This is a genomic window from Salmonella sp. SAL04196, from assembly GCF_046550835.1.
Lineage (GTDB): Bacteria > Pseudomonadota > Gammaproteobacteria > Enterobacterales > Enterobacteriaceae > Salmonella > Salmonella enterica.
The window spans coordinates 410,174-431,915 of the sequence record NZ_JBGDXE010000002.1 but is presented as its reverse complement, the minus strand read 5'-3'; the positions used below and the strand labels follow the sequence as shown (position 1 = coordinate 431,915).

The 21,742-nt window shown below is 53.0% G+C and carries 22 protein-coding genes and 4 pseudogenes; 12 read left to right on the top strand and 14 right to left on the bottom strand.

The annotated features are described in order from the left end of the window. Positions 1-71: 71 nt before the first annotated feature. From invH to ACLJPE_RS11585, 4 genes and pseudogenes are all read left to right on the top strand, one after another. The gene (invH, locus tag ACLJPE_RS11600; RefSeq protein ID WP_023136972.1) at positions 72-515 is read left to right on the top strand and encodes an SPI-1 type III secretion system invasion lipoprotein InvH; all 444 of its coding nucleotides are present in this window, start codon (positions 72-74) and stop codon (positions 513-515) included. Between the two features lie 430 nt (positions 516-945). Then, complete coding sequence (locus tag ACLJPE_RS11595; RefSeq protein WP_023233230.1) at positions 946-1,395, top strand: STM2901 family protein; 450 nt, start codon at positions 946-948, stop codon at positions 1,393-1,395. Next, positions 1,380-1,727 carry a DUF1493 family protein gene (locus ACLJPE_RS11590; protein ID WP_023212178.1) on the top strand — a complete coding sequence of 116 codons (348 nt, stop codon included), beginning with the start codon at positions 1,380-1,382 and terminating at the stop codon, positions 1,725-1,727. Before ACLJPE_RS11595 ends, ACLJPE_RS11590 begins: the two co-directional genes overlap by 16 nt. A 49-nt stretch (positions 1,728-1,776) precedes the next feature. Further along, positions 1,777-1,869: pseudogene (locus tag ACLJPE_RS11585) on the top strand (GNAT family N-acetyltransferase); the annotation flags it as partial. A gap of 72 nt (positions 1,870-1,941) precedes the next feature. Here ACLJPE_RS11585 and ACLJPE_RS11580 read toward each other — a convergent pair. Continuing rightward, positions 1,942-2,372, bottom strand: a pseudogene (locus ACLJPE_RS11580) (transposase); the annotation flags it as partial. Between the two features lie 223 nt (positions 2,373-2,595). Between ACLJPE_RS11580 and pphB the strand changes: the two are divergent. After that, on the top strand, positions 2,596-3,252 hold the full coding sequence (gene pphB, locus ACLJPE_RS11575; RefSeq protein ID WP_023233229.1) for a protein-serine/threonine phosphatase: 657 nt from the start codon (positions 2,596-2,598) through the stop codon (positions 3,250-3,252). Between the two features lie 170 nt (positions 3,253-3,422). Here pphB and ACLJPE_RS11570 read toward each other — a convergent pair. Together ACLJPE_RS11570 and ACLJPE_RS11565 are read right to left on the bottom strand one after the other, a co-directional pair. Beyond that, positions 3,423-3,545: pseudogene (locus ACLJPE_RS11570) on the bottom strand (cytoplasmic protein); the annotation flags it as partial. Between the two features lie 126 nt (positions 3,546-3,671). Further along, positions 3,672-4,070, bottom strand: a pseudogene (locus ACLJPE_RS11565) (cytoplasmic protein); the annotation flags it as partial. 158 nt (positions 4,071-4,228) lie between these two features. Here ACLJPE_RS11565 and mutS point away from each other — a divergent pair. Then, positions 4,229-6,796 (top strand): DNA mismatch repair protein MutS, encoded by a 2,568-nt coding sequence (mutS, locus tag ACLJPE_RS11560; RefSeq protein WP_023197268.1) that lies wholly within the window; start codon positions 4,229-4,231, stop codon positions 6,794-6,796. Positions 6,797-6,851: 55 nt separating this feature from the next. Here mutS and ACLJPE_RS11555 read toward each other — a convergent pair whose 3' ends face one another. Together ACLJPE_RS11555 and ACLJPE_RS11550 are read right to left on the bottom strand one after the other, a co-directional pair. After that, positions 6,852-7,232, bottom strand: a complete 381-nt coding sequence (locus tag ACLJPE_RS11555; RefSeq protein WP_039512759.1) for a DUF4440 domain-containing protein — start codon at positions 7,230-7,232, stop codon at positions 6,852-6,854. Next, a complete protein-coding gene (locus ACLJPE_RS11550; RefSeq protein ID WP_039512763.1) occupies positions 7,229-8,437 on the bottom strand; it encodes an MFS transporter in 1,209 nt (402 codons plus the stop codon). The genes ACLJPE_RS11555 and ACLJPE_RS11550 overlap by 4 nt, the downstream gene beginning before the upstream one ends. Before the next feature lie 87 nt (positions 8,438-8,524). Here ACLJPE_RS11550 and ACLJPE_RS11545 point away from each other — a divergent pair, with 87 nt between their 5' ends. Then, positions 8,525-9,457: a LysR family transcriptional regulator gene (locus ACLJPE_RS11545; RefSeq protein ID WP_072102671.1), complete on the top strand. Its 933-nt coding sequence runs from the start codon at positions 8,525-8,527 to the stop codon at positions 9,455-9,457. 41 nt (positions 9,458-9,498) lie between these two features. Here the strand turns inward: ACLJPE_RS11545 and ACLJPE_RS11540 are convergent, their stop codons facing one another. The 6 genes from ACLJPE_RS11540 to ltnD are packed head-to-tail and all read right to left on the bottom strand — an operon-like array spanning position 9,499 to position 15,577. Beyond that, entirely contained in the window at positions 9,499-10,995 is a 1,497-nt protein-coding gene (locus tag ACLJPE_RS11540; protein WP_000202719.1) for a GntP family permease, read from the bottom strand. After that, positions 10,992-11,942, bottom strand: coding sequence for a D-erythronate dehydrogenase (gene denD, locus ACLJPE_RS11535; RefSeq protein WP_039512768.1), 951 nt, complete (start codon positions 11,940-11,942; stop codon positions 10,992-10,994). Before denD ends, ACLJPE_RS11540 begins: the two co-directional genes overlap by 4 nt. A gap of 39 nt (positions 11,943-11,981) precedes the next feature. Next, the gene (locus ACLJPE_RS11530) at positions 11,982-12,758 is read right to left on the bottom strand and encodes an HPr family phosphocarrier protein (protein WP_039512772.1); all 777 of its coding nucleotides are present in this window, start codon (positions 12,756-12,758) and stop codon (positions 11,982-11,984) included. Between the two features lie 4 nt (positions 12,759-12,762). After that, positions 12,763-13,401 (bottom strand): aldolase, encoded by a 639-nt coding sequence (locus ACLJPE_RS11525; RefSeq protein ID WP_000153636.1) that lies wholly within the window; start codon positions 13,399-13,401, stop codon positions 12,763-12,765. Then, a complete protein-coding gene (otnK, locus tag ACLJPE_RS11520; RefSeq protein WP_039512775.1) occupies positions 13,398-14,660 on the bottom strand; it encodes a 3-oxo-tetronate kinase in 1,263 nt (420 codons plus the stop codon). The genes ACLJPE_RS11525 and otnK overlap by 4 nt, the downstream gene beginning before the upstream one ends. After that, positions 14,654-15,577 carry an L-threonate dehydrogenase gene (gene ltnD / locus ACLJPE_RS11515; protein ID WP_031569601.1) on the bottom strand — a complete coding sequence of 308 codons (924 nt, stop codon included), beginning with the start codon at positions 15,575-15,577 and terminating at the stop codon, positions 14,654-14,656. The genes otnK and ltnD overlap by 7 nt, the downstream gene beginning before the upstream one ends. A gap of 196 nt (positions 15,578-15,773) precedes the next feature. Here ltnD and ygbI point away from each other — a divergent pair, with 196 nt between their 5' ends. Further along, on the top strand, positions 15,774-16,538 hold the full coding sequence (ygbI, locus tag ACLJPE_RS11510; RefSeq protein WP_000613179.1) for a DNA-binding transcriptional repressor YgbI: 765 nt from the start codon (positions 15,774-15,776) through the stop codon (positions 16,536-16,538). Between the two features lie 18 nt (positions 16,539-16,556). Here ygbI and ACLJPE_RS11505 read toward each other — a convergent pair whose 3' ends face one another. Continuing rightward, positions 16,557-16,961, bottom strand: a complete 405-nt coding sequence (locus ACLJPE_RS11505) for a MarR family winged helix-turn-helix transcriptional regulator (protein ID WP_000423338.1) — start codon at positions 16,959-16,961, stop codon at positions 16,557-16,559. Positions 16,962-17,131: 170 nt separating this feature from the next. Between ACLJPE_RS11505 and ACLJPE_RS11500 the strand changes: the two genes are divergently transcribed. The 3 genes from ACLJPE_RS11500 to ACLJPE_RS11490 are packed head-to-tail and all read left to right on the top strand — an operon-like array spanning position 17,132 to position 19,399. Further along, positions 17,132-17,725, top strand: coding sequence for a non-oxidative hydroxyarylic acid decarboxylases subunit B (locus ACLJPE_RS11500; protein WP_001237181.1), 594 nt, complete (start codon positions 17,132-17,134; stop codon positions 17,723-17,725). Continuing rightward, positions 17,725-19,152, top strand: a complete 1,428-nt coding sequence (locus ACLJPE_RS11495; protein ID WP_000863168.1) for a non-oxidative hydroxyarylic acid decarboxylases subunit C — start codon at positions 17,725-17,727, stop codon at positions 19,150-19,152. The genes ACLJPE_RS11500 and ACLJPE_RS11495 overlap by 1 nt, the downstream gene beginning before the upstream one ends. Before the next feature lie 10 nt (positions 19,153-19,162). Next, a complete protein-coding gene (locus ACLJPE_RS11490; RefSeq protein ID WP_000562967.1) occupies positions 19,163-19,399 on the top strand; it encodes a non-oxidative hydroxyarylic acid decarboxylases subunit D in 237 nt (78 codons plus the stop codon). A 44-nt stretch (positions 19,400-19,443) separates the two neighbouring features. Here the strand turns inward: ACLJPE_RS11490 and rpoS are convergent, their stop codons facing one another. Both rpoS and nlpD read right to left on the bottom strand, forming a co-directional pair. Next, a complete protein-coding gene (gene rpoS / locus ACLJPE_RS11485) occupies positions 19,444-20,436 on the bottom strand; it encodes an RNA polymerase sigma factor RpoS (protein ID WP_000081498.1) in 993 nt (330 codons plus the stop codon). A 62-nt stretch (positions 20,437-20,498) separates the two neighbouring features. Then, complete coding sequence (nlpD, locus tag ACLJPE_RS11480) at positions 20,499-21,581, bottom strand: murein hydrolase activator NlpD (RefSeq protein WP_223151197.1); 1,083 nt, start codon at positions 21,579-21,581, stop codon at positions 20,499-20,501. On the opposite strand from nlpD, the gene ACLJPE_RS11475 reads away from it, so the two are divergent. Beyond that, positions 21,511-21,669 carry a peptidase gene (locus tag ACLJPE_RS11475; protein ID WP_223148970.1) on the top strand — a complete coding sequence of 53 codons (159 nt, stop codon included), beginning with the start codon at positions 21,511-21,513 and terminating at the stop codon, positions 21,667-21,669. The genes nlpD and ACLJPE_RS11475 overlap by 71 nt on opposite strands. The last annotated feature ends 73 nt before the right edge of the window (positions 21,670-21,742 follow it).

Genomic DNA, 21,742 nt, shown 5'->3' with positions numbered 1-21,742 from the left:
ACTATTGTCAGATAACGTTCTGACGGTTGTGTAAAAACATTGTGCCTCATTCTTCTGTAGTTGGAGTTAATATGAAAAAATTTTATAGCTGTCTTCCTGTCTTTTTACTGATTGGCTGTGCCCAGGTGCCCCTCCCTTCCTCCGTGAGCAAACCTGTACCGCAACCTGGCGCTCAGAAAGAGCAACTGGCCAACGCAAATAGTATTGATGAGTGTCAGTCTCTTCCGTATGTGCCGTCAGACCTTGCGAAGAATAAATCATTATCAAACCAGAACGCTGATAATTCCGCATCAAAAAATAGCGCAATCAGCTCAAGCATTTTTTGCGAAAAATATAAACAAACCAAAGAACAGGCGCTCACCTTCTTCCAGGAACATCCACAATACATGCGTTCGAAAGAAGATGAAGAGCAACTCATGACCGAATTTAAAAAAGTTTTGCTTGAACCCGGAAGTAAGAATTTAAGCATATATCAGACGTTACTTGCTGCCCATGAAAGACTGCAAGCCTTATAAGGCTATATCACCGTTGGCTGAACTCATCATGATATAATTAAGACCATATTTTGCATTGCCACTTAATATCAATATAATTATTATAGCTATGGTCACTTTTACGGTTGGCCATTTGTCTCTTACGTTGCATTTATCAATCTGCTTTTTGATACAGCAGCACCTCGCTGCTGTTTTTTTTATTTGCAATAAAGAACTGCCTCCCAGACTCGGGAAAATAGCCGAAACTTATACTGACAAACTATCGTCTCGTATATCGCGGTAAACTGACATCCCCTCTTGCCTCACATGTTGGCATTCTTGCGATACTCCATCCACTTTTCGCGGATAACGTTCTTTTTACCTGTGACAGCGTATTGACTACCAGGCTAGTATAGCGGCAGAAACGTCCCGATGTCTGGAATGAATGGCAAACAGTCTATAAGGTGATTGAATGGATACGACAGAAGAACTAAACGGAACCTACTTCTACCACGGACAATCGAACCTGTCAGCAGGTGAACTATTTGATGTAATTTTCCTTGAGCAATTTTGTGATGAACTTGGGATTGGCATTGAGTCAGGTGCTGCTATCCTCGCCGGGCAACCGTGGTTAAAAACCAGAACGAAACCGGGAGAGGCAATCAAAGGGACAAGTGTTATCTCCAGGTATGGGAGAATGCTTTTACGAAATGCACAAACTCCTTTCGGTATTAGAGTTCCTACACCCGTTGGTATAAGAATGCGAAAAACAAATAATCTTGCCGCAGTCATAGCACGATATGTTCCATGGTTAGGTTGGGTTGGTCTTGTGAATTCAATTTACCAGGTATCAAGGAGAACTCAGGCAAAATACAACCTAATAGCACGCCCTAAAGATCGTATACAATGGACATCCTTTTGATGGACACAATTCAGCAAGAGGTGTTAACACTCTTCCGTGAAGAGATTCCCGGATATTTAGACAGCAATTGGAAAGAAATCCCTTTAGAACTTGATTCTGATTTATTTGAAGTTCCAGGCGATGACCTGCATGAAGCTTTGGATAAATTTGAAAAAAAATTTAATGTAGATTTATCACAAGTTAAATGGTCGTGTTATTTTCCTTGGGAGAATACTCCACTGCTTACACGATGGTTTAAATTAAAACGGGAAGATGTAGAACGAACTCGTAAGCCTTTAACAATCAGAATGTTTTCTGAATCAGCGAAAGCTGGGAAATGGCTTTATGATTAATGAAAAATATGTCGAATTAATCAGGAGTTAATTACTATGAATTTTGTTATTTGGCGCAGTATCATTAAACGATCAACCCCTTTCCTTGTTGCTGTCGTTTAAAACGCTTTATGCTACTTTATCTGCATCTGGTAGGTTATGACAACATGAGGCTTGGTTGAATAATTCAGAATCGGCCAACGATAAGGATACAGGACTCCCACCGGAGCACTCGTTATACGAGCCTGACGCTGGTCGGCATTGCCAACAACGTCATCCAGTTCAGCGCCTTGAGCATCGCCATCGCTTCACCTACCTGCGCGTCATAGTTCCGCAGACTCAGATAGCCGCCCAGCAAGGTTTTAATACGAAACATCGCTGTTTCCACTACTGAACGACGGTGATAGCCCACTTTCTTTTCCAGACCTCATTGCTGCCGCTCCGATGTTGATTCGCCACCGCGTGGTTACGCTCATGGTACTACTTGTCCGGCCAGTATCGCGCACCGCTTCGTGGCGGGATTAGCGGCCTGATTTTTTTCCTCAATAACACATCATGGCAATAGCGCGTGTCATAAGCGCCGTCAGCCGAGGCTTCCCTGATTTTACAGTGAGTCTGGCTAATCAGCCCCGGCAGTGCCTGCGTATCCGTCGTGCCGCTGAGCGAGAAAGTATGCCTTTGCAATTAATCAGTAAAGTGTCGCGCGAGAAATCGTGCATCTTTCAAGCACATCGTCTACTTTAATTAACCGATTCATAAAATATATATTATCTGTTGATTTCTAGCTTGTAGGTTATTTTAATAACTGTGTATTTTAAAGAATAAAAATTAATATCACCCTACTTCTTTGTTATAATACCAGCCTCCAAAGTTGTGCTATAGGAACATCATGGAATTAATTCGTTATGCTGACATCAACAGCGATCTCTATCGCCACATTTGGGTCGTTGGTGATATTCATGGACGTTACTCCTTATTGTTAACCAGACTGGCTCAATTAAATTTCTCTCCTGATACCGATCTCTTGATCTCCACTGGAGATAACATTGATCGAGGAAAAGAAAACCTTGAAACACTGAGACTGTTAAATACCTCATGGTTTATTTCTGTAGTGGGTAATCATGAAGCTATGGCACTTGACGCTTTTGAAACACAGGATGGCAATTTCTGGTATGTAAACGGTGGTTACTGGTACGACTCGGTCACCGAAAAAGACAGGCAAGAAGCCACTGAGCTATTACTAACTTTTAAGCAGCGTCCTCACATCATAGAGGTTGAAACGTCCTCAAAGAAGTACGTGATTGCCCATGCCGATTATCCAGATGACAGCTACGATTATGGGAAGCAAGTTGATATTGATAGCGTTCTATGGTCACGCGATCGTCTGCTTGGTTCGTTACAGGGGAATATCCATCCAATACGCGGTGCGGATACTTTCATCTTCGGCCATATGATTGTTGACTACACAACAACATTCGCCAATCAAATCTACATTGACACCGGTTCTTTCTGTTCAGGCAATCTGTCTTTTTTTAAAATAAAGTAATCTGGAAATAGAATTATATAATATTAACCCTCCCTGCATTATGGGCAATGATATAGCCTTCAATAAGTACCATTGCCCATTCGTAATAGCGTCTAAATTTCGCGTTTTTCTGCCCATTTCATCATTAAGATCGCAGATCAAAAAACGAAGCCGTAATCCAACGCAGATAGTTACTCGATCGCCTGAGAAGAGTAAAGATCGCACAGCTCAAGATACCTATCGGAAGAAAGCGCAATAACCGTGGTGGTGAAATGGATCGGCTTACCTTCATGCAACACAATCTTGATAGCTGTGGCCGCCGGGATGAAGTTAATGCTCTGTGAATGCCAGGTGTTTTTCGTCCATAAAGCAACCAGCTTTTGATGTTGAATCGAACATATCAAAATCAGGCAATTACACAATTTTAATTACAGTCTCATTTTGAGTTCGGAAGCATCCGCTCCCCTCTTAATTTTGTTGGGATTTCTCTTTGTTGCGAGCATGGTCTGAACTAATTGCCTGGCTACTTGCCTTGTTTCGTCAATACTTGGAAAATCGAACACATTTCCAACTTTTACTTTCAAGACAGAACTTGGCTTCCTACCCTCACTGACATTACGATCTGACGAGGCTACTCTTCGCTGGATTACGTAGGTTTTTTTCGTCAAACTGGCTTTTACCCCGAAACCAGCAGGAGCTTCTCTGTGGTCATCGAAAACAATGTAGAGTTTTTGAGCTGGGTTAGCTTCGAAAACGATTTTTCCAGAGCGACTGAGCGCAGACTTAACATTGATACTTAACTTGTTGATAATGAAAGGCTGGCTGAGAGTTGTTTTCAAAGTATCCCCCCTGTTGTAGTCCAGGAATGATGAGAATGTAACCTGTCACATTTTAGGCTACAGGTGAGCTACAAATTTATGGGTTTATGTGAGTTTATAAGGGTTTTCCCCGGGGCCACATGAGCACTTGAAAGAATAAAAAAACGAGTAAAATCAATATGAATGAGTCATTTGATAAGGACTTCTCCAACCACACACCAATGATGCAGCAGTATCTCAAGCTGAAAGCCCAGCATCCGGAGATCCTGCTCTTTTATCGTATGGGAGACTTTTACGAGCTGTTTTATGACGACGCAAAGCGTGCGTCGAAGTTGCTCGATATTTCGCTGACCAAACGCGGCGCATCGGCTGGCGAACCTATCCCTATGGCGGGTATCCCGCACCACGCCGTAGAAAACTACCTCGCGAAACTGGTCAATCAGGGCGAATCCGTCGCTATTTGCGAACAGATTGGCGATCCGGCCACCAGCAAAGGTCCCGTTGAACGTAAGGTCGTGCGTATCGTTACGCCTGGCACCATCAGCGATGAAGCCCTGTTACAGGAGCGTCAGGATAACCTGCTGGCGGCTATCTGGCAGGATGGTAAAGGCTACGGTTACGCCACGCTGGATATCAGCTCCGGGCGCTTTCGTCTGAGCGAACCCGCCGACCGTGAAACGATGGCCGCAGAGTTGCAGCGCACCAATCCCGCCGAACTGTTGTATGCCGAAGATTTTGCTGAAATGGCGTTAATAGAGGGACGCCGGGGTTTGCGCCGTCGCCCGCTGTGGGAGTTTGAGATTGATACCGCCCGCCAGCAGCTAAATCTGCAATTCGGTACGCGGGATCTGGTCGGTTTCGGCGTCGAAAATGCCTCGCGTGGATTATGTGCGGCAGGCTGCCTGTTACAGTACGTAAAAGATACCCAGCGCACCTCCCTGCCGCATATTCGTTCCATTACGATGGAACGCCAGCAGGACAGCATCATTATGGATGCCGCCACCCGCCGCAATCTGGAAATTACCCAGAACCTGGCCGGCGGCGTCGAAAATACCCTCGCCGCGGTGCTTGACTGTACCGTGACGCCAATGGGTAGCCGAATGCTTAAACGCTGGCTGCATATGCCGGTACGAAATACCGACATATTGCGTGAACGCCAGCAGACCATCGGCGCCTTGCAGGACACCGTCAGCGAACTGCAACCGGTGCTGCGTCAGGTCGGCGATCTGGAGCGTATCCTTGCGCGTCTGGCGCTGCGCACCGCGCGTCCGCGCGATCTCGCCCGAATGCGTCACGCCTTCCAGCAGCTGCCGGAGTTGCACGCTCAGCTTGAAACCGTTGACAGCGCGCCGGTACAGGCGTTGCGTAAAAAAATGGGCGATTTTGCCGAGCTGCGCGACCTCCTGGAACGCGCCATTATTGACGCGCCGCCGGTACTGGTCCGCGACGGCGGCGTTATTGCGCCCGGCTACCATGAAGAGCTGGACGAATGGCGCGCGCTGGCGGACGGCGCCACCGATTATCTCGATCGTCTGGAAATTCGCGAGCGCGAGCGTACCGGGCTGGATACGCTGAAAGTCGGCTATAACGCGGTACATGGTTATTACATTCAGATTAGCCGTGGTCAAAGCCATCTGGCGCCCATCAATTATGTGCGTCGCCAGACGCTGAAAAATGCCGAACGCTACATTATTCCTGAGCTAAAAGAGTACGAAGATAAAGTTCTGACCTCGAAAGGCAAAGCGCTGGCGCTGGAAAAACAGCTATATGACGAATTGTTTGATCTGCTGTTGCCGCATCTGGCCGATTTACAGCAGAGCGCCAACGCGCTGGCGGAGCTGGATGTGCTGGTTAACCTGGCCGAACGCGCCTGGACGCTGAATTACACCTGCCCGACATTTACCGATAAACCCGGTATCCGTATTACCGAAGGTCGCCACCCGGTGGTTGAACAGGTACTGAATGAGCCGTTTATCGCTAACCCGCTCAACCTGTCGCCGCAGCGCCGGATGTTGATCATTACCGGCCCCAATATGGGCGGTAAAAGTACCTATATGCGGCAAACAGCATTGATCGCCCTGCTGGCCTATATCGGCAGTTACGTTCCGGCGCAAAACGTGGAAATCGGCCCCATCGACCGTATTTTTACCCGCGTCGGCGCAGCGGACGACCTGGCTTCCGGGCGTTCGACCTTTATGGTGGAGATGACCGAAACCGCGAACATTCTGCATAATGCCACGGAAAACAGTCTGGTATTGATGGATGAAATCGGGCGCGGTACCTCCACGTATGACGGGCTGTCGTTGGCCTGGGCCTGCGCGGAGAATCTCGCGAATAAGATTAAAGCGTTAACTCTGTTCGCTACCCACTACTTCGAGCTGACCCAATTACCGGAGAAAATGGAAGGCGTGGCGAACGTCCACCTGGATGCGCTGGAACACGGCGATACTATCGCGTTTATGCACAGCGTGCAGGACGGCGCGGCAAGTAAGAGCTATGGCCTGGCGGTCGCGGCGCTTGCGGGCGTCCCTAAAGAAGTCATCAAACGCGCGCGCCAAAAACTCCGCGAGCTGGAAAGCATCTCGCCCAATGCGGCGGCAACGCAGGTGGACGGCACGCAAATGTCGTTGCTTGCGGCCCCGGAGGAGACATCGCCTGCCGTTGAAGCGCTGGAGAATCTCGATCCGGACTCCCTGACGCCACGCCAGGCGCTGGAGTGGATCTATCGGCTGAAAAGTCTGGTGTAAACGTGTCGGGCCCGATAGCGGCGCGTTATCGGGCCCACGCGCCGGAACAGGCTTTTCAGGCTGTGACTGTCGTTTCGTGTAAATGACGCCAGACTATCCGTCCTCTTTCCCTTTTTAAAATAACCGTCGACCAGCGTACCGTCTCGGCCTGGCCCGGCAGTTGCTGGCGCTCACGATAACGCAGCGCGGCACCTTCCGGCCACTCCGCCACAAAGTCAATGTGCTCAACCACGATAACCAGCCCCGGGCGACACGCGCGCTGCGCCTGGAAAAAAGCGCCCAGCGCCGGATAATCCAGACAAATACCTCCTGGCGTTATCATCGTAAAATCAACAGCAAAACGCGCTATCAACGCCTCCAGGCTACCCACCCCCTTACTAAGCCAGTTCTCAATCGCCGCATGGGCATGAATAATTTCTTCTTTATATGGATTCATGATCTTTCCTTTTTCAGGCACAGAAGCGCCTGTCTATTGTTTAGACAGACAGCGTAAATAAGAGGCAGCAGGGTGATACCGGCGGCGGCAATAAAGGTCCAGCGATAAGCAACCTCAAGCGACATAACGCGCTGGAGCGCGTTTAACAGCAGCGTCAACAGCGTCGCGCCAAGGAAAAAGCTGAGCTGACGATTAAGATTCCATAGCGCGCTGGCGTCAGGCATGTCCCGGCGAGCAATAGTCAGGAAAGCGCCACTCTGCGCGGTACTGCTGCACAAACTGCCGCCAGCGCCCATTAAGGCGAATATCATCATCAGTACACGGTGCGATGTCGCAGGCGTAACGTTAGTTAAAAGCAGTATCCCTGCGGCCTGAAGAAGACAGCCGACGATAATCAGCGGACGCGGCCCAAGCCGATTGAAGTAACGTCCGTTAAACATAATGGCGACAAATGAAGCGATCGACCAGGGGAGCATCAGCGACCCCGCCGCCGTAGGCGATAGCTGCGCGACGTTCTGTAGATAAAACATCCCGACCACGCTGATACCAATGAACATACCCGGCACACACAGATAGACGATCATGGCAAAACGCAGCAGCCTGTCCGTCAACAACGGCAGATGGAGCAATCTTGCTGACGCCATTGTCGTCGAAGCGACATTCAGCCAACAATAAGCGAGCAATAAAGTGAGAACGGCCACCGGCAGCGTGGCAAAGAATATCCAGCGCCAGCCGCACGTTTCCACCAGCAGCCCGCCAATCGCAGGCGAACATGCCGGCGCCAGTAGCGCCACCATCATGACAACCGATGACACGCCAGCGCGTTCATGCGGTTTAAACTGTTGCCAGGTTAACGCCTGACCAACCGGGATCAATAAGCCACCGCTCACCCCCTGCACAATACGCCAGAAAACAAGGCTGTGTAAGGAATCGGCAAAACCTGCGGCAGCGGCGGCAACGCTAAACAGAATGAGCGAAAATATGATCAGCCGTCGTGCGCCGAGATAACGCGAAAGAAACGCGCTAAACGGAACGATCAGCGTTAATCCTGCGATATAACCATTACTCACCCATGCCAGCGCCGATATGGACGTATGCAGATCCACGGACATCGCAGGAAAAGCCACGCTGGCAATAAACAGATTAATCAGATCAAGAAAGAAGCCGAGCAGGTAAACCACTGCCACTTTACTGCGATACGTCATTATGCATCCTCCGTCAGAGGCGCTAATGTAGCCGTCCGGTGAAAGCCAGATAAGTCCGCGCTTCAACGATATACTGTCAAAATAATTTTGACAGTAAAGGAGCTCGCCATGCTCAATTTGCAGCGTATGTCGCTGTTTATCGCCGTGGTAGATAGCGGCAGCTTCACGGCCGCCGCCGCCGCATCGGGCCAAACAAAAGCGGTAGTGAGTTTTAATATTCGGCAGCTTGAAAAAGAGCTTGGCGTAACGTTACTGCTACGTTCCACCCGACGATTGACGCTCACAGACGCCGGCGTCCTCTTTTACCAAAAAGGCGTGAATTTACTCAATGCCGCGAAAAATTTGCAGGATGAAGTGCGTGCCAGCCATAGTGGGCTGGGCGGCGAGTTACGTATTACCACTACGCCCGAGTTTGGCGAACAGGTGGTCATTCCGGTACTGGCGCAGTTTAGTCAGCGCCATCCCGATCTCCGTATTCGGCATATGTCCTCATCACATCATGCCGATTTAATTGCCGAGCGCTTTGATGTGGCGATTCGGCTTGGCTCGCTGGCGGACTCCCGCTATCGCGCCGCGCTGATATCCCGCTTTACCATTCTGCCGGTCGCCGCGCCGCAGTGGCTCGCCCGCCACCCCGTGTCGTCGCTGGAGTCGTTGGCCCAGGCGGAATGGATTATTCATGAGCGATTACCTACGCCGCTACGGTGGACAGTAACGAATAATCATGGCCAACACTCACGCCTGGAGATAAGCAAAGCCGGCAAAATTTCTGTCGACAGCGCGCGCTCGCTGATGGCCTTCGCTCTCGCGGGAAGCGGCGTCGCATTACTGCCGCAATGGTTAGTCAACACCGCACTGGAGGATGGAACGTTAATTCACCTGTTACCCGACTATCATTTTCCCCGTCAGGGCATTTATGCCGTTTACCCCGACGCCCGCCATGTATCGACAAAAGTACGCGCATTTATTGATTTTTTACGTTCGCAATGGGATTGCGGGGAGCACGCCCCATCATCGTAGCCAGTCCGGGAGCATTGCGCTCCCGGACGGATAATACCGTCTTAATCCTTAACTACCAGCTTGTCTTTGATCCCCTGCGCCTGCCAACGCACCCACAGCATAATTGCCGCCAGAACGACGATCGGCAGTAACGGATCGAGCCAACTGCCGCCGGAACCAAACAGCAGGTTAATCAGCGCCACGCCGGTGCCGCCAATCGCCCAGGCAATGGTCGTCGGTACAGACCAAACCACCATCTGCTGTTTGACATCAGAGACGCCCATCATGCGGTTAACCACCCAGAACAGGCTATCGTTGAAGTAGCCGAAGAACAGCGACCCCATCGTTGCGGCCTGAGCGGCAAGCAACATATTGATGCCGGGGATCTGCGCCAGGATCGGCGCGGAAATCGAGGCGGCAGTGATCATCGCCACCGTCCCCGATCCCTGAATCAGGCGTACCAACGTCGCCACGATAAACGGGATCAGGATCGGCGAGATCGGCAGGTTGGCAACCTGCTCCGCCAGCTGTTGCCCCGCGCCGCTGTCGCGCAGGATCGCGCCCAACGCGCCGCCAGCGCCCGTGACCAGTAAGATAATCCCGGCGCTTTGCAAGCCCTCTTCCAGACGCTCTGCGGTGGTATGTTTATCCATACGCGGCACCAGCGTATACACCGCCAGCAGAACGCTGATGGCCAACGCGATCACTGGACTTCCCACAAAGTTGATTGCCTGTACCACCGGATGCGTCGCCAGGCCGGACCATCCTTCTATGGTGGCGAGGGTGGAACAGATAGCCTTCAGGAAGATCAGCACGATCGGCACCACAATAGGCAGCAGAGAGAGCGTCAGGCTCGGCAGATCCTTTTGCTCTTTCTCTTTATTGTACTGCTCCAGCGCGGCATTGACTTCATCGGCGTTCAGCGTGCGCGGCACGAAATCAGGGTAGCGTTTATCCAGCCACTGCGCATAGAACACAATGCCGATCACACAGGGCACCGCCAGCGCCATCCCGGTCAATAACATTGCGCCGATGTCGACGTTAAAAATCCCGGCTACCCCCAGCGGGCCTGGCGTGGGAGGTACCGTATGGTGAGTGACCACCAGCCCGCCCGCCAGCGCGACGCCCAGCGTCAGTAGCGAACGTTTACCGCTTTTCGCCAGCGCTTTCGCCACCGGATAAAGAATGACAAAAGCGGAATCGACGAAAATGGGAATGCTGACAATATAACCCGTGATCGCCAGCGCCCACTCTTCACGGCGTTTCCCCAGCCATTTGATAAAGCTCCAGGCGATACGCTCCGCCGCGCCGGAAACCTCCAGCAAGCGCCCCATCATTACGCCGAGACCAATCACCAGGCCAATGCTGCCCAGCGTCGTACCGAATCCGCTGGTGATGACAGAGAGCGTTTTATCAATGCCCATTCCCCCCAACAGACCGGCGATACAGGCCGCCGCCAGCATCGCGATCAGCGCATGAACACGGGTGCGTAACACCAGCCATACCAGAACGAAAACGGCAACGATCAGGCCGATAATTGGGGTCGGTAAACTTGTCATGACCTCCCCTCCATATCATCTTGTCGAAAGCGTTCGATAATGTCATCGAAGCGTTTATCGGCGACAAAACCTAACGCCAGCGCACGCTGGTTATCGATACGTCCCGGCCAGGAGGCGACAATTTTCTCGACGCCTTCGTCGCGCTGATGCGTAACCCGATCGCGCGCCGCCTGACCGCCCGCCTGACGCAACGTTTCCAGCATCTCGCCCACGGTTACGCTGATCCCCGGTAAGTTGATGCTGCTCGCCTCGCCAGGCGCGGGTAACGTTGCGGCCAGCGACAGGTTATGGATCACCGTCGCCGGGCTGGAAATCCACAGCCGCAAACTTTCCGACACCGGGCAGATGGTCGTCTCGCCCTGCAACGGTTCACGAATAATCGCACTGACAAAAGAAGAAGCGGCGCGGTTTGGTTTACCCGGGCGAACACAGATCGTCGGCAAACGCAGCGCCAGCCCATCCACATAGCCTTTGCGGGTATAATCGTTGACCAACAGTTCACAGGCGGCCTTCTGCGCGCCATAAGACGAGCGCGGCGTGAGCGCGGTGGTATCGGTGACGCATTCCGGCAGCTTACCGCCATAAACGGCAAGCGAGCTGGAGAAGACAAAACGAATTTTCTGCGGTTGCCGACGACACGCCTCAAGTAACTGGCGGGTAAGATCCAGGTTAACTTTCCATCCCAGATCGAAATCGTCTTCCGCATGGCTGCTGACAATCGCAGCGAGATGATAAACAACAGAGGTATTAGCGGTAATCACATTCTCCAGCACGCCCGGCTGGGTTAAGTCAGCCTCCAGACAGCGTAAACGAGGGGAATCTGATAACCGTGCAGGCATTTTTAAATCAACAAGAAGCAGTTCGTTAAACGCCAGCGATGAGTTTAATAAGGCGCTTGCGAGTTTCTGGCCTAAAAAGCCGCCCCCGCCGGTAATGATAATCTGCATCCGGATGTCCTCTTTATTGTTGTGTAGGGTAGTTCAGGGTTAGCGCCAGGCGTTAAACCAGCCAAGCCCGTCCTGAGTGGTATTCCGTGGTTGGTATTCGCAGCCTATCCAGCCGCGATAACCTACGTCCTCGAACAGCCGGAACAGCCACGGGTAGTTGATCTCGCCATCATCCGGTTCATGTCTGTCCGGTAGCGAGGCGATTTGTACATGGGCATAGCGGCCCGCGTACTCGCGAATCAGGTGACTCAAATTGCCATCCACTTTTTGCGCATGGAAAGTGTCGAGCTGGATGAACACATTCGGGCGGTCAACCTCTTCTGCGATGCCCAGCGCCTGATATTGGCTGGAAAAGAGGTAGCCGGGTTTAACGCCAGGACTCAGCGCTTCGATCAAAATACGTTTATCGTGGGCGGCAAACCGGTCGGCGGCATAACGCAAATTATCGATAAACGTGGCGCGATAACGTGCGCTATCAGCGCCATCCGGCACTACGCCCGCCATGATGTGAACCTGCTCGCATTCCAGCGCCAGAGCGTATTCCAGAGCCAGATCGATATCGGCGCGCGCGTCGTGTTCGCGCCCCGGTAGCGCGGCACGTCCCCACTCGCCCGCCGCGGTATCGCCCGCCGAAGTATTAAACAGCGCCAGCGTCAGATCATGACGCGATAGCTGGGCTTTAATCTCGCTGGCGGCAAAGCCGTAGGGGAACAGAAACTCAACAGCCTGAAAACCGGCTTCGGCAGCAGCGGCAAAACGCTCGATAAACGGCACTTCGGTAAACATCATCGACAAATTGGCGGCAAAACGCGGCATCGGGTTATCTCCTTAACTGCGCAATTTCTTCGGTGGTTAAATAACGAATCGGGCGTTCGCCAAGGATAAAAATCAGCTTTGCCGTCTCTTCCAGCTCCTCGGTATTATTAGCGGCTTCCTGCAAATTCTCCCCGCACACGACCGGCCCATGATTAGCCAGTAAAAAGGCCTGATGCCGGGCCGCCAGCGCTGCCAAATCGCGGGCAATTCGGTCATCCCCCGGGCGATAGTAGGGAACCAGCGGAATGTCTCCCATCCGCATCACCACATAGGGGGTAAACGGGCGAATCACATTTTGCGGGTCCAGCCCTTCGAGACAGGAAAGCGCCGTTGACCAGGTGCTGTGCAGATGTACCACGGCCTTGCAGCAAGGGTTATTGCGATACAATGCCAGATGAAAACGCACCTCTTTAGACGGTTTATCGCCGCTGAGCCATTCGCCCTGCGGGTCCACTTTGGATAGCCGCTGCGGGTCGAGATTACCCAGACACGAACCGGTGGGCGTCGCCAGAATATTGCCGTCCGGCAGTAACAGCGAGAGGTTGCCTGCCGAGCCGGTGGCATAGCCGCGCTGGAAAAACGAGGCGGCTATCCTGACCATCTCTTCTCGCAAAGCGTGCTCTTCTTTTGCCAGTATCGTCATACCTGAAACTCCCTTTGAGCGCGGATGAAAAAGGATTCATCGCCAAAATTACCTGACTTTAGCGCCAGCGAGACTGGCGCATGGAGCGCGTTGACCCACGGCACGCCGGGTGAAATGCACGGTCCGATGTGAAAACCGGTAATACCGAGGCTTTGCGTCACCACGCCCGAGGTTTCGCCGCCCGCCACGATAAACCGGGTGATACCGCCTTCCGCTAAGCGAGCGGCCAGCAGGGAAAAGAGCGCCTCTACCGCATGGCTGGCTTCAGTAGCGCCATATTGCTGCTGGATGGCGGCCAGCGCCTGCGTGGAGGCGGTGGCGCTAATCATTGGTGCCAGTTCGCTGTCCTGACTGAGCACCCACTGCGCCAGCGCTTCAGCGTAGGCCTCGCGCGTCTCGGATGACAGGCAGCGCGCCACATCAACGTCGCGTGTGGGAGCATGTTGTCGATAGAAGGCCACCTGCTGATTCGTCATTTGCGAACAGGAACCGGAAAGCACCACCGCGCGACCGCTCAGCGGATAGCCTGCGGAACGGGCCTGAGAAACGCCGTGCTTCGCCCACTGACGCGCCAGCCCCATTGCCAGCCCGGAACCGCCAGTCACCAGCGGGGCATCACGCAAAACCTCGCCCTGAATTTCCAGGTGCCGCTCATTGAGCGCGTCAAGTACCGCGTAGCGATATCCTTCCTGCTGTAAACGCGACAGCGCCGCACGGGTCGCGGCAACGCCTTCATCAAGCGTCTGAGCCGGAATAACGCCGCAGCGCCCTTGCGCCTGCGCTTCCATCAGACGCGGCAGGTAGCTGTCGGTCATCGGATTGATAGGGTGGTGGCGCATACCGGACTCCGCCAGCAAGTGGTTCATGACAAACAGATAGCCCTGATAAACCGTGCGTCCGTTAACCGGCAGCGCGGGAGAAATCACGGTAAATAAGGTATCCAGCGCCACCATCAGCGCATCGGTGACCGGGCCGATATTGCCTTCGGCGGTACTATCGAAAGTCGAGCAATATTTGAAATAGACTTGCTGGCAGCCCTGTTTTTTCAGCCATACCAGCGCCGCCAGCGATTGTTTTATCGCCTCTTGCGCCGGGCATGAGCGGGTTTTCAGGCTGATAACCACCGCGTCGCATCCTTCCGGTTGCGTCCCGGTTGGGACATCATTGATCTGCACTGTCGGCATCCCGTTTTCGACCAGAAAACTGGCGATGTCGGTCGCGCCGGTAAAATCATCGGCAATGACGCCAATTTTTAACATGACGGCTCCTCAGGCGTGACGCCAGGCAGAGTAATCCCCGAGAAAATTTTGATCACAGCGCTGTCATCCTCTTTGCCATAACCGGCGTTACTGGCGCTGGTGAACATATTTAACGCCGTAGAGGCCAGCGGTAAGGGGAAGCGCAGCGCTTTCGCCGTGTCGGCAACCAGCCCCAAATCTTTGACAAAAATGTCGACGGCCGAACGCGGGGTATAGTCGCCGTCAACGACATGCTGCATACGGTTTTCGAACATCCAGGAGTTGCCGGCGGCATGGGTCACGACGTCATACATCACGTCCAGAGGAATACCGGCCCGCGCGGCCAGCGCCATCGCTTCGGCCGCCGCCGCAATATGCACGCCAGCCAGCAGTTGATGAATGATTTTGACGGTTGAACCTGCGCCCGGCGTATCGCTGATGCGATAAACGTTGCTGGCAACGGCCTCCAGCACAGGCTTCAGGCGGGTAAACGCCGCCTCGCTCCCGGAGGCCATCACCGTCATTTCGCCCTGCGCCGCTTTTACCGCGCCGCCGGAAACCGGCGCATCCAGCATGTTAAGATTCAATGCCGTCAACGCCGCGGCGATCTCTTGCGCGTCGGCGCTTGAGATCGTGGACGAAACCATCACCGCGCTTCCGGGTTTCATCAGATGGGCGGCGCCATCCTCACCGAATAACACCTGTCTGACCTGGGCGGCATTGACGACCAGAATGACTAACGCATCCACGACGCCGGCGAACTCCCTGGCGCTGGCGGCAGCCCCACAAGCCCCTTCAGCAAGAAGATTCGCGCACGCTTGCGGGTTAAGATCGGCCCCCCATGTGGAAAGCCCGGCGCGCAGGCATGAACGCGCAGCGCCCATTCCCATTGAGCCAAGCCCCACAATGCCGACATGAAAATCAGTTCCTGTTGTCATTATCACTCCATGTTAATTTACGTGATATTATGTTTTGTTATGTGAATATAGGCGTTTTTGTAAACAATTGCGGTGAGTTGTTTCACAAAAAATAACAAAATGTGTTATTTTTTGTGAAGGCAATCCTCATAGAACTTCACACGCTGTGACGAGAAATCGCGTAAAATCGCGACAGGACTAAAGAAAGGAGCAGACGTTGATACCTACTGAGCGTCGACAAATCATTCTTGATATGGTGGCGGAGAAAGGCATCGTCAGTATCGCTGAGCTGACCGAGCGCATGCATGTATCCCACATGACTATCCGCCGTGATTTACAAAAACTGGAGCAGCAAGGCGCGGTAATCCAGGTCTCTGGCGGCGTGCAATCATCGACTCGCGTGGCGCACGAACCCTCGCATCAGATCAAAACCGAACTGGCGACGCCGCAGAAAGCGGCGATTGGCAAACTGGCCGCCAGCCTGGTACAGCCAGAAAGCTGTATCTACCTTGATGCAGGTACTACCACGCTGGCGATTGCCAGGCAGCTGGTTACGATGAATAAACTTACGGTGGTGACGAATGATTTCGTTATCGCCGATTACCTGATGGACAATAGCGATTGCACAATTATTCACACTGGCGGGGCGGTATGCCGGGAAAACCGGTCGTGCGTCGGTGAAGCCGCGGCGACGCTCTTGCGCGGGTTGATGATTGACCAGGCCTTTATTTCCGCCTCTTCCTGGAGCGTGCGCGGTATTTCAACGCCGGCAGAAGATAAAGTCACGGTGAAACGGGCCGTCGCCAGCGCCAGCCGCCAAAAAATTCTGGTGTGCGACGCGACCAAATACGGCCAGGTCGCTACATGGCTGGCGTTACCGCTGGCGGAATTCAACCAAATCGTCACCGATGACGGCCTGCCGGAAAGCGCAATTCGGGCGCTGGCCAAAGTGGATATCTCACTGCTGATGGCCAAACAATAGCGAAGCGGCGCAAGCCGCTTACGTCATCATCTTGCGTACCAGTTGCGTAAACTGTTCGCGTTCTTCAGCGCTCAGTCGCCCCAAAAATTCATCGTCAACGCGATCCCCCAGTGGTATCGCGGCGGCGAGCAACGTTTGGCCCTGAACGGTGAGATAGACAAAACGCCGACGTTTATCCAGCGGATCGTTTTCTCGCTTTACCAGCCCACGATTTTCCATCCGGCTTAACATCTCCGCCAGCGTCGCTTTAGTGCTAACCGCCGCTTCGGTCAGATCGACCTGTTCAATACCCGGATGTTCAGCAATAACGCGCATCACCGCATATTGAGGTTTGGTGAGTTCCGGTAGTTCATGCTGCCAGCGTGCGGTATGTTGCTGAAAAAGTTGGCGTAACAGATGAAACGCGGTGTTTCGTAGCTCCATGAGCGCTCCGGATAAATTAACTTTTTCTATCATAACGACTTATGCACGGTTTTTTAATGACGAATGCTTTAGCTAAACGTGCGCAGGCGTCGGGAGCGATCTTGTCGCAAAGGCCGTGTGGGCGTATTTTGATCAAAATGTTCGTATACGAACGATATTTGAGGTAAGAAATGAGATTGATTGTGGGGATGACCGGTGCGACCGGCGCGCCGCTTGGCGTCGAGCTACTCCAGGCATTGCGGGCGATACCTGATGTTGAAACGCATCTGGTGATGTCAAAGTGGGCGAAAACCACTATTGAACTGGAGACGCCCTACACGCCCGCTGAGGTAGCCGCCCTGGCAGATTATTGTCATAGCCCGGCCGATCAGGCGGCGACCATTTCCTCCGGCTCATTTCGTACCGACGGCATGATTATTATCCCCTGCAGTATGAAAACACTGGCGGGGGTTCGCGCCGGCTATGCCGAGGGGCTGGTGGGACGCGCTGCCGATGTCGTGTTGAAAGAGGGTCGCAAGCTGGTGCTTGTGCCGCGGGAAATGCCGCTCAGCACGATTCATCTGGAAAACATGCTTGCGCTTTCTCGTATGGGGGTGGCGATAGTGCCGCCCATGCCCGCGTTCTACAACCTGCCGCAAACCGTTGACGATATTATCCAGCACATCGTAGCGCGCGTTCTCGACCAGTTTGGTCTGGAGCATACGCGCACGCGCCGCTGGCAAGGACTGCGACAGGCAGCAAATTTTTCACAGGAGAATGGATAATGGCATTTGATGATTTGCGCAGTTTTTTACATGCGCTGGATCAGCAGGGACAACTGCTGAAAATCAGCGAGGAAGTGAATGCGGAGCCGGATCTCGCCGCCGCTGCCAACGCAACGGGACGAATCGGCGATGGCGCGCCCGCGCTGTGGTTTGACAATATTCGTGGTTTTACCGACGCCCGCGTGGCGATGAATACCATCGGTTCCTGGCAGAACCATGCCATCTCACTGGGTTTGCCGCCTAACACGCCGGTTAAAAAACAGATCGATGAATTTATTCGCCGCTGGGACAATTTTCCGGTAGCGCCGGAGCGCCGCGCCAATCCGGGCTGGGCGGAAAATACCGTCGACGGCGACGCGATCAACCTGTTTGATATTCTGCCGCTGTTTCGTCTGAACGACGGCGACGGCGGATTCTATCTGGATAAAGCCTGTGTGGTATCACGCGATCCGTTAGATCCCGATAACTTCGGCAAGCAGAATGTCGGTATCTACCGTATGGAAGTTAAAGGCAAGCGTAAGCTGGGTCTGCAACCAGTACCGATGCATGATATCGCATTGCACCTGCACAAAGCCGAAGAGCGCGGGGAAGATCTGCCGATTGCGATCACGCTGGGTAACGATCCGATCATTACCCTGATGGGCGCAACGCCGCTGAAATACGATCAGTCAGAGTATGAAATGGCAGGCGCGCTGCGTGAAAGCCCCTATCCTATCGCCACCGCGCCGCTGACCGGTTTTGATGTGCCGTGGGGATCTGAAGTCATTCTTGAAGGGGTCATCGAAAGCCGTAAACGTGAAATTGAAGGACCGTTCGGCGAATTTACCGGCCACTATTCCGGCGGTCGCAACATGACCGTGGTGCGTATCGATAAGGTCTCTTACCGCAGCAAACCCATTTTTGAATCGCTCTATTTGGGGATGCCGTGGACGGAAATCGACTACCTGATGGGGCCGGCGACCTGCGTGCCACTGTATCAACAGTTGAAAGCCGAATTTCCGGAAGTGCAGGCGGTAAACGCCATGTACACCCACGGCCTGCTGGCCATCATCTCAACCAAAAAACGCTACGGCGGCTTTGCCCGTGCGGTGGGCCTGCGAGCGATGACGACGCCGCACGGTCTGGGATATGTGAAGATGGTGATCATGGTCGATGAAGATGTCGATCCATTCAATCTGCCACAGGTGATGTGGGCGTTGTCGTCGAAAGTGAATCCGGCTGGCGATCTGGTACAGCTACCGAATATGTCCGTCCTGGAACTGGATCCGGGCTCAAGCCCGGCGGGGATTACCGACAAGCTGATCATTGACGCCACCACGCCGGTTGCGCCAGATAACCGTGGTCACTATAGCCAGCCGGTTGTTGATTTACCGGAAACTAAAGCCTGGGCTGAAAAGCTGACCGCCATGCTGGCCAACCGTAAATAAGGAGCAACCGATGATTTGTCCACGCTGTGCCGATGCACATATTGAACTCATGGCGACTTCGCCGGTAAAAGGAGTCTGGACGGTATATCAGTGTCAGCATTGTCTGTATACCTGGCGCGATACCGAACCGTTACGTCGTACCAGCCGCGAACACTATCCACAAGCGTTTCGCATGACGCAAAAAGATATTGATAACGCGCCAATGGTGCCGAGTATCCCGCCGCTGCTGGCAGAAGACAAACGGTAAAAAAAAGGCCAGTCTGTCGACTGGCCTTTTTTTGACAAGGGTACTTACTCGCGGAACAGCGCTTCGATATTCAGCCCCTGCGTCTGCAGAATTTCGCGCAGACGGCGCAGGCCTTCAACCTGAATCTGACGAACACGTTCACGCGTAAGACCGATTTCACGGCCTACATCTTCCAGTGTCGCAGCTTCATATCCCAGCAGACCGAAACGGCGCGCCAGCACTTCACGCTGTTTGGCGTTCAGTTCGAACAACCATTTGACGATGCTCTGTTTCATATCGTCATCTTGCGTGGTGTCTTCCGGACCGTTCTCTTTTTCATCGGCCAGGATGTCCAGCAACGCTTTTTCGGAATCACCGCCCAGCGGGGTGTCTACCGAGGTAATGCGCTCGTTGAGACGAAGCATACGGCTGACGTCATCAACCGGTTTATCCAGTTGCTCTGCAATTTCTTCCGCACTCGGTTCGTGGTCCAGTTTATGCGACAACTCACGTGCGGTGCGCAGGTATACGTTCAGCTCTTTAACAATGTGAATCGGCAAGCGAATCGTACGGGTTTGGTTCATAATCGCCCGTTCGATTGTCTGGCGAATCCACCAGGTTGCGTATGTTGAGAAGCGGAACCCGCGTTCCGGGTCAAACTTCTCGACTGCACGGATAAGCCCCAGGTTGCCCTCTTCAATCAGGTCCAGCAACGCCAGTCCACGATTGCCATAACGGCGGGCAATTTTTACCACCAAACGCAGGTTACTCTCAATCATGCGACGGCGAGAAGCGACATCTCCACGCAGTGCGCGACGCGCAAAATAGACTTCTTCTTCGGCTGTTAACAGTGGTGAATACCCAATCTCACCAAGGTAAAGCTGAGTCGCGTCCAACACACGCTGTGTGGCCCCTTGCGATAACAGCTCTTCTTCAGCCAGGTCGTTATCACTGGGTTCCTCTTCACTCAAGGCTTTTTCGTCAAAAGCCTCTACTCCGTTCTCATCAAATTCCGCGTCTTCATTTAAATCATGAACTTTCAGCGTATTCTGACTCATAAGGTGGCTCCTACCCGTGATCCCTTGACGGAACTAGCAAGTCAAAGCCTGGTTCCGCCGCTTTATCGCTGCGGTAAATAACGCAGCGGGTTTACGGATTTCCCCTTGTAACGAATTTCAAAATGCAAGCGTGTAGAGCTGGTGCCGGTGCTACCCATAGTAGCGATTTTTTGCCCCGCCTTAACTTCCTGTTGTTCCCGGACCAGCATCGTATCATTATGGGCGTAGGCACTCAGGTAATCATCGTTATGTTTGATGATAATAAGATTACCGTAACCACGCAGTGCGTTACCGGCATATACGACGCGCCCATCAGCGGTTGCGACGATAGCCTGTCCCTTACTGCCTGCAATGTCGATCCCTTTATTGCCCCCTTCGGAAGCGCCAAAGTTTTCGATCACTTTGCCATCCGTCGGCCAGCGCCATGCGGAAATCGGCGCGCTGGTTGACGTACTGCTTGCATTTGGTTCGGTCGTGCTTACCGTTGGTGCCGTTACAGGCGCTGTGACAACCGTCCCAGCAGGCTTGTTGTTTGGCAACATTTTGTTAGCACTTTGTTCACCTGAGCCCTCAGAATACGTAATTGTTGGTTGAGACGCAACTGCAACGGTGGAATTTTGTGCAGACCTGGTCACAACTCCTTGCTGTGCTGCATCCGCCTGGGTGATCGCATTTCCGCCAGTAATTGGCGTACCGGATGCGTTACCAACTTGCAAAGTTTGCCCTACATTCAGGCTATACGGGGCAGAAATACTGTTTCTCTGGGCCAGATCGCGGAAATCGTTCCCGGTAATCCAGGCGATGTAAAAAAGCGTATCACCCTTTTTCACGGTGTAAGTACTGCCACCCGTATAGCTACCTTTCGGAATATTCCCATACTGGCGATTGTATACGATTCGCCCATTTTCCATCTGCACGGGCTGTTCCGCGACCGGTTGAGTTTGCATGGGCTGCGTTACAGGACGCTGAACGGGTTGAATTTGCGGCGCTTGTTGCGGCGTTTGTTGCGTCGTCGCGCCCATTTTTGGCGGCGGTGTGATCAACATCCCGGAATTGGTATTTGATGACGAACCACTGTCCACAGACGTAACCGGCGCCGGAGGGTTTGACGAACTGGTACAACCTGCCAGCCATAGTGAAACCAGTGATAGTGCCGCAATGCGACTAACGGTGAATTTTGGGCTTCCCGCGCTCATTTATCCCCCAGGAAAAAATTTGGTTAACAACCAGTGACGTAAGAACCGTGCAACGCATTAAGTGAACACGGGAAAATGTGTTCACGATACGCTTAACCCACCGGGAATAA